The following is a 9,717-nucleotide window of genomic DNA, read 5'->3' on the forward strand; positions in this document are numbered from 1 at the left end:
CCTTGAAGAACATCCTTTCCCGACTCACGACGGTGGCGGTGGTCCTGCTGGCCTTTATCCTGGGCTGGTTCGCCTGGGAGCATTACACCCGCGCACCCTGGACCCGGGATGCCCGGGTGCGTGCCGATGTGGTGACCTTGTCCGCCGATGTCTCGGGGCGAATCGTCAGCCTGGCCGTGCAGGACAACCAGCACGTGGACAAGGGCCAGGCACTGCTGGAGATCGACCCGGCGCGTTACACCCTTGCGGTGGAGCATGCCAAACGTGCCGTTGAGGTAGCGAAAGCCTCACTTGGGCAGGCCCAGGCGGCCATTACCGCCAGCGAAGCATTGCTCAAACAACGTCAGAGCGAAGAGCAACGGCGGCGCACGCTCAAGGATCGTTCGGCGATTTCCGGCGAAGAGTGGGAAAAAGCCAACACCGATGTGTCGGTGGCCCAGGCTGACTTGCTGCGTAATCAGGCCAATCTGGTGCTGGCCCAGGCCAACGTGCAACTGGCCATCGCGGCGTTGACCCAGTCCGAGCTCGATTTGCAGCGTACCCATGTCGTATCCCCGGTGACCGGCTACGTCACCAATCTGCTGACCCGGGAGGGCGACTATGCCTCGGCCGGCGGTCCATTGCTGGCGCTGGTGGACAGCGAATCGTTCTATGTCAGTGGTTACTTTGAAGAAACCAAGTTGCCGCGGATCGGCGAGGGTGACCGGGTCAAAATCGAATTGATGAGTGGCGAGATGTTCGGCGGCAAAGTGCAGAGCATTGCCTTCGCCATTGCCGACCGGGAAAACCTGCCCGGTGGCCGCCTGCTGGCCAATATCAACCCCAGCTACACCTGGATCAAACTGGCGCAGCGGGTGCCGGTACGGATCGAGATCGATGCCGACTATGTCGGTAAAGACAAGCTCAGGGCGGGGACCACGGCCACCGTGACCGTCCAGGAAAACCACGAATCCAAGGACCAGCATTAACCCCCTGTAGGAGCGAGCTTGCTCGCGATGGACTCAAGAGCGCTGCGTTTAGTCAGTAAACACGCGCCATCGTTAACGTCCATCGCGAGCAAGCCCGCTCCCACAAAGAATTTACATTGCCTTTGAAAAGGCAAAAAAAACCCCGCGACCGAATGAGACGCAGGGCAAAGAAACTGGTTGGTTGCGGCCAACCAAAGGAGCTCTTCAAACCATCGGGTTAATTGCTCGCGACAGTCTCCGGTTGCCAGCCACCGCCAAGGGCCTTGTAGATCGCAACGATGCCGCGATACAGGTCGACTTCGGCCTGGGCCTGGGAGTCTTCGGCGGCCAGGCGTTCACGCTGGGCGTCGAGCAGCACGAGGAAATCGGCGGTGCCTTCGCGGTAGCGGATTTCCGCCAGGTCGGCGGCCGAGCGGCTGGACTCGCTCTGACGAATCAGCGAGATCAGGCGCTGTTGGCGTTTGCCGTAGTCGCTGAAGGCGTTTTCCGATTCTTCCAGGGCCAGCAACACTTGCTGCTCGTAGGTCGCCAGGGCGCCTTCGGCATCCGCGTCGGCGGCGCGCAAACGGGCGCGCACGCTGCCCAGGTCGAACGCCGCCCAGGTGATGCTCGGGCCCAGCGCCCAGGCGTTGGCCGCCGAGGAACCGATTTGCGAACCACGCCCGGCGGTGAAACCAAGGAAGCCGCTGAGGCTGACTTGCGGGAACAGGTCGGCCTTGGCCACGCCGATACGCGCCGTGGCCGAGGCCAGTCTGCGTTCGGCACTGAGAATATCCGGCCGGCGTTGCAGCAGTTCACCCGGGTTACCGATCGGCAAGGCCTTGGCAATCGCCGGCAAGTCTTTCGGGCTCAGGTCCACGGCCAATTTGTCCGGGCGCTGACCGAGCAAAGTGGCGATACGGTTCTTCTCCCGAACCTGCTCGGCCTGCAATTGCGGCACGCTGGCTTCGACCGACGCCAGGCGGGCATCGGCACGTTCCACATCGAGCTGATCGCCGACGCCGGCATCACGCAGGTTGATGGTGATCTTGCGCGACTCCTGCTGGTTCTCCAGGTTGGCCAGGGCGATCTTTTCCCGCAGTTGTGCACCGCGCAGTTGACCGTAGGCATCCACCAGTTCAGCAATCATGGTGACTTGCAGCTGGTACAGATCGGCTTCAAGCGACTGTTGCTCGGCATTCGCCGACTCCAGGTTGCGCTGGATACGACCAAACAGGTCGATCTCCCAGGCCATGTCCAGGCCCAGGTCGTAGCGTTCGCTATTGACCCGGTCGGTGGTCTGGCCGGGAATCTGCCCCTTGCCCAGGTCACTGCTGACACGACTGGTGACGACCGGCAGGTTGTCGTTGCTGATGTCATCGCGGATGGCCCGGGCCGCTTTCCAGCGGGCAAAAGCGACGCGCAAATCACGGTTGCCCTTGAGCGATTCGGTCACCAACTGGTTGAGGGTCGGGTCTTCGAACTGCTGCCACCAGATGCCTTCGAAACGGGAACGGTCAAAGTTTTTCTGACCGGCCGCGCCATCGGTGGCGGTGGTGATGTTCGCCGGTTCCGTGGCTGGGGTCTTGTAGTCCGGGCCGACGGCACAGGCACTCAGGGCCAGTACCAGCAGGCTCGGCAGAAAGGCTTTCAAACTCATCAATGAGACTCCAGCTGCTTATCCAGTTTCTGCGCCTTGGCGGCTTTGCGCGATTGGCCGCGCTCGACAAAGTTACGAATCAGTACGTAGAACACTGGCGTCAGCAACAGACCGAAGAAAGTCACCCCGAGCATCCCGGAGAACACCGCTACACCCATGGCGTGGCGCATTTCGGCACCGGCACCGCTGGAGAACACCAGCGGCACAACACCCATGATGAACGCGAAGGAGGTCATCAGGATCGGCCGCAGACGCAGACGGCAGGCTTCCAGAACCGCAGCCAGCGGGTTGAGGCCTTCCAGTTGCTTGTCCTTGGCAAACTCGACGATCAGGATCGCGTTCTTACAGGCCAGGCCCACCAGTACGATCAGGCCGATCTGGGTGAAGATGTTGTTATCACCACCGGAGGCAATCACCCCGGTAATGGCCGACAGCAGCGTCATCGGTACGATCAGGATCACCGCCAGCGGCAGGCTCCAGCTTTCGTACTGAGCCGCCAGAACCAGGAACGCCAGCAGTACGCAGAGCGGGAACACGAACAGCGCGGTGTTGCCGGACAGAATCTGCTGGTAGGTCAGGTCGGTCCATTCATAGGTCATGCCGTTCGGCAGTTCTTCCTTGAGCAGTTTCTCGATGGCTTTTTCGGCCTGGCCGGAGCTGTAGCCGGGGGCGGCGGCACCGTTGATTTCAGCGGTGATGAAGCCGTTGTAGTGCATCACGCGGTCGGGGCCCGAGGTGTCGCTGACCTTGATGAAGGTCGCCAGCGGGATCATCTCGCCTTTGTTGTTACGCACCTTCAGCTGGCCGATCTGGTCGGCTTCGAGGCGGAACTGTTGTTCGGCCTGAACGTTGACCTGATAGGTGCGACCGAAGCGGTTGAAGTCGTTGGCATACAGCGAACCCAGGTAAATCTGCAGGGTGTCGAAGATGTCGCTGACGGCCACGCCGTGGGTCTTGGCTTTTTCCCGGTCGATGGCGGCATCGACCTGCGGCACGTTCACCGTGTAGCTGGTGAACAGACCGGCCAGTTCCGGCACGCTGTGGCTCTTGGCAATGATGTTCATGGTTTCCTTGTACAGCTCTTCGTAGCCCAGGTTGCCCCGGTCTTCGATCTGCAGGCGGAAACCACCGATGGTGCCCAGGCCTTGTACCGGCGGTGGCGGGAAGATCGCCATGTAGGCTTCCTGAATGTTCGCGTACTGGCCGTTCAAGGCACCGGCAATCGCACCGGCGGACATGCTCGGGTCTTTACGTTGGTCGAACGGTTTCAGGGTCACGAACACGATGCCGGCGTTCGGGCTGTTGGTGAAGCCGTTGATCGACAGGCCAGGGAAGGCCACGGCGCTTTCCACGCCAGGCTGTTTCAGGGCGAGGTCGGACATGCGCTTGATCACGTCTTCGGTACGATCCAGGCTCGAGGCATCCGGCAGTTGCGCGAAGGCCACCAGGTATTGCTTGTCCTGGCCCGGTACGAAACCGGTCGGGGTGCTGGAAAAACCGAAGAAGGTCAGGACCATCAGGCCGGCGTACAGCAGCAGGGCGATACCGCTTGAGCGGATCACGCGGGCAACCGTGCCGACATAACCGTGGCTGGCCTTCTCGAAGAAGCGGTTGAACGGACGGAACAACCAGCCACCGAAAATCTTGTCCAGCACCTTGGAGAAACGGTCTTTCGGCGCGTCATGACCTTTGAGCAGTACCGCCGCCAGTGCCGGCGAAAGGGTCAGTGAGTTGAAGGCCGAGATCACCGTGGAAATGGCAATGGTCAGGGCGAACTGCTTGTAGAACTGGCCCGTCAGCCCGGAGATGAATGCCGCGGGGACGAACACCGCACACAGCACCAGCGCCGTCGCAATGATGGGGCCGGTCACTTCACGCATGGCGCGTTTGGTGGCTTCGACCGGCGTCAGTCCGAGCTCGATGTTCCGTTCGACGTTCTCCACCACCACGATGGCGTCGTCCACCACGATACCGATGGCCAATACCAGGCCGAACAGCGACAAGGCGTTGAGCGAAAAGCCAAACAAATGCATCACGGCAAAGGTACCGATCAGCGATACCGGCACCGCCACCAACGGAATGATCGAGGCGCGCCAGGTTTGCAGGAACAGGATCACCACCAGCACCACGAGGATCAGTGCTTCGAAGAGGGTGTGGACCACAGCCTCGATGGAGCCGCGTACGAAGATCGTCGGGTCATAGACGATGCTGAAGTCCATGCCTTCGGGGAAGCTCTTCTTCAGCTCGGCCATTTTTGCCCGAACTTCGTTGGAGATCTCGATGGCGTTGGAACCCGGGCGCTGGAAGATCGGGATCGCCACCGCCGGCTGATTGTTCAGCAACGAACGCAGGGCGTACTGGCTGGAACCCAGCTCGACGCGAGCGATGTCCTTCAGGCGAGTGATTTCACCGTTGTCGCCAGAGCGAATGATGATGTTCTCGAACTCTTCCTCACTGACCAGACGGCCCTGAGTGTTGACCGAGAGCTGGAAGCTTTGCGCATTCGGGGCAGGGGGAGCGCCCAATGCACCGGCGGCCACCTGGCGGTTCTGTTCACGAATGGCGGTTACAACGTCAGTTGCGGTCAGGTTGCGCGAAGCGGTTTTGTTCGGGTCGAGCCAGACACGCAGCGAGTAGTCGCCCATGCCGAACAGTTGCACGTCACCGACACCGCCCAGCCGCGCCAGCTCATCCTTGATGTTGAGGATCGCGTAGTTGGACAGATAGAGCATGTCGTAGCGTTTGTCCGGCGAGGTCAAGTGCACAACCATGGTCAGGTCGGGCGATGCCTTGTCCACGGTGATACCGATGCGCGTCACTTCCTCGGGAAGTTTCGGCTCGGTCCGGGTCACGCGGTTCTGCACCTGCACCTGGGCGTTGTCCAGGTCGGTACCCAGGGCAAAGGTGATGGTCAGGGTGATCTTGCCGTCGGCGGTCGACTGCGAGGACATGTACAGCATGTTCTCGACGCCGGTGATGGCCTGCTCCAGCGGAGCGGCCACGGTTTCACCGATGACCTTGGGGTTGGCACCCGGGAAGTTGGCGCGCACCACCACGGTCGGCGGCACCACCTCCGGGTATTCGCTGATCGGCAACTGGAACAGCGAGATCGCACCGGCGATCAGGATCAGCAGCGAAAGCACCGCTGCGAAGATCGGCCGCGAAATGAAGAATTGGGAAAAATTCATCGTAAAAATCCCTTAACCGCGTGGGGTCGTGGCAGCCAGTTTCACAACCGTGCCCGGCGCAACCCTGACAGGCGCGACTTGGGGCAGGTTGCTGGCTTCCAGCGCTTGGCGTTGTTGTGCGAGAGCCGCGAGGGTTTGTTCGCTGGCCATCGGAATCACTTCAGGGGTGACCGGTGAACCGGGGCGTACCCGTTGCAGGCCCTTGACGATAATGGTGTCGTCCTTGTTCAGGCCGTTGCGCACGATACGCAAGCCTTCAATCTTCGGACCCAGCTCCACCGCGCGGTAGGCGGTCTTGTTGTCGCCATCCATCACGATCACGAATTTTTTGCCAAGGTCGGTACCGACCGCTTCATCGTTGATCAGCATGGCGTTGTAGGTGCCGCTGCCCACCAGTTTCAGGCGTGCATACAGGCCCGGGGTGTAGCTGCCATCGCTGTTGTCGAACACGGCGCGACCACGGATGGTGCCGGTCTTGGGGTTGACCTGGTTGTCGACGAAGTTCATCACGCCCTGGTGTGGGTTGCCGTCTTCGTTGGACAGGCCCATGTAAACCGGGGTGGTGGCGCCGCGTTTGCCCTGGCGGGCAAGTTCGGTGTACTTGAGGAACACACGCTCGTCTGCGTCGAAGTAGGCGTAGACCTTGTCGGTGGAAACCACGCTGGTCAACGGGGTGGTGTCGGCGGTCACCAGGTTGCCGGCGGTGATCTCCGCGCGGCTGACGCGGCCGCTGATGGGGGCGGTAACGCGGGTGAAGCTCAGGTTCAGTTTGGCCAGGTCAAGCTGAGCTTGCAGGGCACCGACAGCGGCGCGGGCTTCCTGGGCAGCGCTGGTACGCGAATCGGCCAGCTCGGCGGAAATGGCGTTGCTGGTGCGCAGGCGCTCACCGCGCTGGGCTTCGTTTTCGCTGCGGGTGGCATTGGCGCGCGATTGTGCAACCAGTGCTTCGAGGCGGCGGACCTCAGCCTGGAACGGACGCGGGTCGATCTGGAACAGCAGGTCGCCTTTCTTGACCAGTGCACCTTCTGTGAACGCCACTTCATCGATCTGGCCGGAGACCCGTGGACGAATCTCGACGGTTTCCGGAGCTTCGAGGCGGCCGGTGAATTCGTCCCACTCGTTGACCGGTTGTTCCAGCACCTTGGCCACGCTGACCTTGGCTGCGGGCATGGTAGCGGCGGTTTCCGGGGCCTTGCCGCAAGCGCTGATCACCACGACGGCCAACAAAGCCAACGGGAAGCGCAAATGTTTGAATGACTGTTCCATGGATGCATCCGCCAATGTGTTGAGATTGGCGAATGATGCGCGGCGGGGTTGTATCTCACGAATCGAATGGGGCAAAGGTAACTATCATTCGGAATGATATAAGACCCAAGCCAGCCGTCTAGATTGCGCCTTTGATTAATCGGCGATCAATTGGGTTGATGACAATTGTGTGTTACCTCGTCTGCAAAGATCAGGCTTGGGACCGAGTCGTGCCCTTCGCGAGCAAGCCCGCTCCCACAGGGGGATCATGTACACCACAGAACCAATGTGGGAGCGGGCTTGCTCCGGGCGGCGTTCCGACGAAGAGGCCAGCAGTCTTCTACACAATCAGGATCAGGGACCAGTCATCAGCCATTGGTTCAACGGGGGCCAACTGCTTGCGCTGTGCCAATTTCGTCACCGCCAATGCCCAAACCCATCAAGCCATAACGCCTCGGATAGACCACTCTGACCGGTCTGTCCAAGGAGATGACCATGATCCGACTGACCCTGATCGAAGCCCGTGAGTTGGCCGAATCGATCTTGTTGCACAACGGTTTTAATCTGGCCCATGCACAAGCGGTGGCGGCGACGGTGATTGCTGGCGAACGTGATGGCTGTGCCTCCCACGGTTTGTACCGGATTCTGGGGTGTGTGAATTCCCTGCGGGCCGGCAAGGTGTCAGCCGATGCCGAGCCACAGGTGATCGACCAGGCGCCGTCGATTGTGCGGGTGGATGCTGGCGGCGGGTTTTCGCAGTTGGCATTTCAGGCGGGGTTGCCGTTGCTGGCGCAGAAAACCCGGGCCAACGGCATTGCGGCGTTGGCAATCAACCGCTGTGTACATTTCTCGGCGCTGTGGGTGGAGATCGAGCAGCTGACTGCTGTCGGTCTGGTGGCACTGGCGTGTAATCCGAGCCACGCCTGGGTGGCGCCGGCTGGAGGACGACTACCGGTGTTCGGCACCAATCCCATTGCCTTCGGTTGGCCGCGTGCGGGGCAAGATCCGTTTGTGTTCGACTTCGCCACCAGCGCGATCGCCCGTGGTGATATCGAACTGCACCGGCGTGCCGGCAAGGCGATTCCCGAAGGTTGGGGCGTCGACGCCAAAGGCCAGCCGAGCACCGACGCCAACGTGGTGCTCGACAGCGGCGCGATGCTGACGTTCGGCGGGCACAAGGGTTCGGCGCTGGCGGCGATGGTGGAGTTGATTGCCGGGCCGCTGATTGGTGACCTGACCAGTGCCGAGTCGTTGGCCTACGACGGGGGCAGCAAGTCGTCGCCGTACCATGGCGAGTTGATCATCGCCCTGGACCCTCGGCGCTTTCTGGGGGACGCCACTGAAGAACATTTGGCCCGGGCCGAAACGTTGTTCCAGGGTATTGAAGGGCAGGGCGCACGCTTACCGTCGCAACGACGTTACGCGGCGCGGGTACGCAGCCTGGTGGAAGGCGTGCAAATTCCCGAGGCGCTGTACAACGACCTCAAGGCCTTGCTCGCCTGATTGAATCAAAGTGCTCAATCCTGTGGGAGCGAGCCTGCTCGCGATGAGGGCATCAGATTCAACATTTTCGTCGACTGACACACCGCTATCGCGAGCAGGCTCGCTCCCACAGGAGGTCGTGTTGTTAAACCGGCTCGCGTTGGCTGCGGCCATCCACCAGCCGTGCAATCCCCAGCGGGTTGGCGTTTTTCAAGGCGTCGGGTAGCAAGGCGTCCGGGCAGTTCTGGTAGCACACCGGACGCAGGAATCGATCGATGGCCAGGCTGCCAACCGACGTGCCACGGGCGTCGGAGGTTGCAGGGTAAGGCCCGCCATGGACCATGGCATCGCAGACTTCGACCCCGGTGGGGTAACCGTTGAACAGCACCCGGCCGACTTTTTGTTCCAGCAGTATCAGCAGGTCGGCATGGGTCTGAAGATCCGATGCTTCGCCAATCAATGTCGCAGTAAGTTGCCCGTGCAAACTGTTCAACGCCTGCCGCAGCTCAACCTTGTCCGCCACTTCAACGACAATGGTGGTCGGCCCGAACACTTCTTCCTGTAGCAGCGGATCCCCATTGAGCAGCAGGCTGACGTCGGCCTTGAACAGTTGCGGCCGCGCCTGATTGCCCTGCTGGTCGTGACCCGCCAGGTGCGTCACGCCCGGATGCTCGAGTAACGCCTGCACCCCTTTTTCATAGCTGCCGAGGGTGCCAGCATTGAGCATGGTTTGCGCCGGTTGTTCGGCCATCAGGTTGCTTAGTCGCGCAGTGAACGCCGTCCATTCAGGGGCGCGAATACCAATTACCAACCCCGGATTGGTGCAGAACTGCCCGCAACCCTGGACCACCGATGCCACCAGTTCAGCGGCGATTTTCTCGCCGCGCGCACGCAAGGCTTCGGGCAATACCAACACTGGATTGATGCTGCTCATCTCGGCGAACACCGGGATGGGTTGTTGCCGTGCGGCGGCCATGTCGCAAAGGGCACGGCCACCTTTGAGCGAGCCGGTGAAACCGACGGCCTGAATCGCCGGGTGCTTGACCAGCGCTTCGCCGACACCAGCACCGTAGATCATGTTGAACACACCCTTGGGCATGTCGGTCTGCTCGGCGGCGCGCAGGATCGCATTGGCCACGCATTCGGCGGTTGCCATGTGCCCGCTGTGGGCCTTGAATACCACCGGGCAACCGGC

At 61.3% G+C, this 9,717-nt stretch carries 6 protein-coding genes; 2 read left to right on the forward strand and 4 right to left on the reverse strand.

The genetic code is table 11. From position 1 onward, the window contains the following. Positions 1-2 precede the first annotated feature (2 nt). Positions 3-968 carry an HlyD family secretion protein gene (locus PMI29_RS07490; RefSeq protein ID WP_008001546.1) on the forward strand — a complete coding sequence of 322 codons (966 nt, stop codon included), beginning with the start codon at positions 3-5 and terminating at the stop codon, positions 966-968. Positions 969-1,185: 217 nt separating this feature from the next. Here PMI29_RS07490 and PMI29_RS07485 read toward each other — a convergent pair whose 3' ends face one another. From PMI29_RS07485 to mexE, 3 genes are read right to left on the reverse strand one after another with little or no spacing between them, the layout of a single operon-like run. After that, on the reverse strand, positions 1,186-2,607 hold the full coding sequence (locus PMI29_RS07485; protein WP_008001548.1) for an efflux transporter outer membrane subunit: 1,422 nt from the start codon (positions 2,605-2,607) through the stop codon (positions 1,186-1,188). Further along, on the reverse strand, positions 2,607-5,795 hold the full coding sequence (locus PMI29_RS07480; protein WP_008001550.1) for an efflux RND transporter permease subunit: 3,189 nt from the start codon (positions 5,793-5,795) through the stop codon (positions 2,607-2,609). The genes PMI29_RS07485 and PMI29_RS07480 overlap by 1 nt, the downstream gene beginning before the upstream one ends. Before the next feature lie 12 nt (positions 5,796-5,807). Then, positions 5,808-7,061, reverse strand: a complete 1,254-nt coding sequence (gene mexE, locus PMI29_RS07475) for a multidrug efflux RND transporter periplasmic adaptor subunit MexE (RefSeq protein ID WP_008001552.1) — start codon at positions 7,059-7,061, stop codon at positions 5,808-5,810. Positions 7,062-7,535: 474 nt separating this feature from the next. Here mexE and PMI29_RS07470 point away from each other — a divergent pair, with 474 nt between their 5' ends. Continuing rightward, on the forward strand, positions 7,536-8,543 hold the full coding sequence (locus tag PMI29_RS07470) for an Ldh family oxidoreductase (protein ID WP_008001554.1): 1,008 nt from the start codon (positions 7,536-7,538) through the stop codon (positions 8,541-8,543). A 124-nt stretch (positions 8,544-8,667) separates the two neighbouring features. On the opposite strand, the gene PMI29_RS07465 is transcribed toward PMI29_RS07470, so the two are convergent. Continuing rightward, a partial coding sequence (locus PMI29_RS07465) for an aldehyde dehydrogenase family protein (RefSeq protein ID WP_008001556.1) occupies positions 8,668-9,717 on the reverse strand: 1,050 nt, incomplete at its 5' end.

This window comes from Pseudomonas sp. GM49 (assembly GCF_000282355.1).
GTDB lineage: Bacteria > Pseudomonadota > Gammaproteobacteria > Pseudomonadales > Pseudomonadaceae > Aquipseudomonas.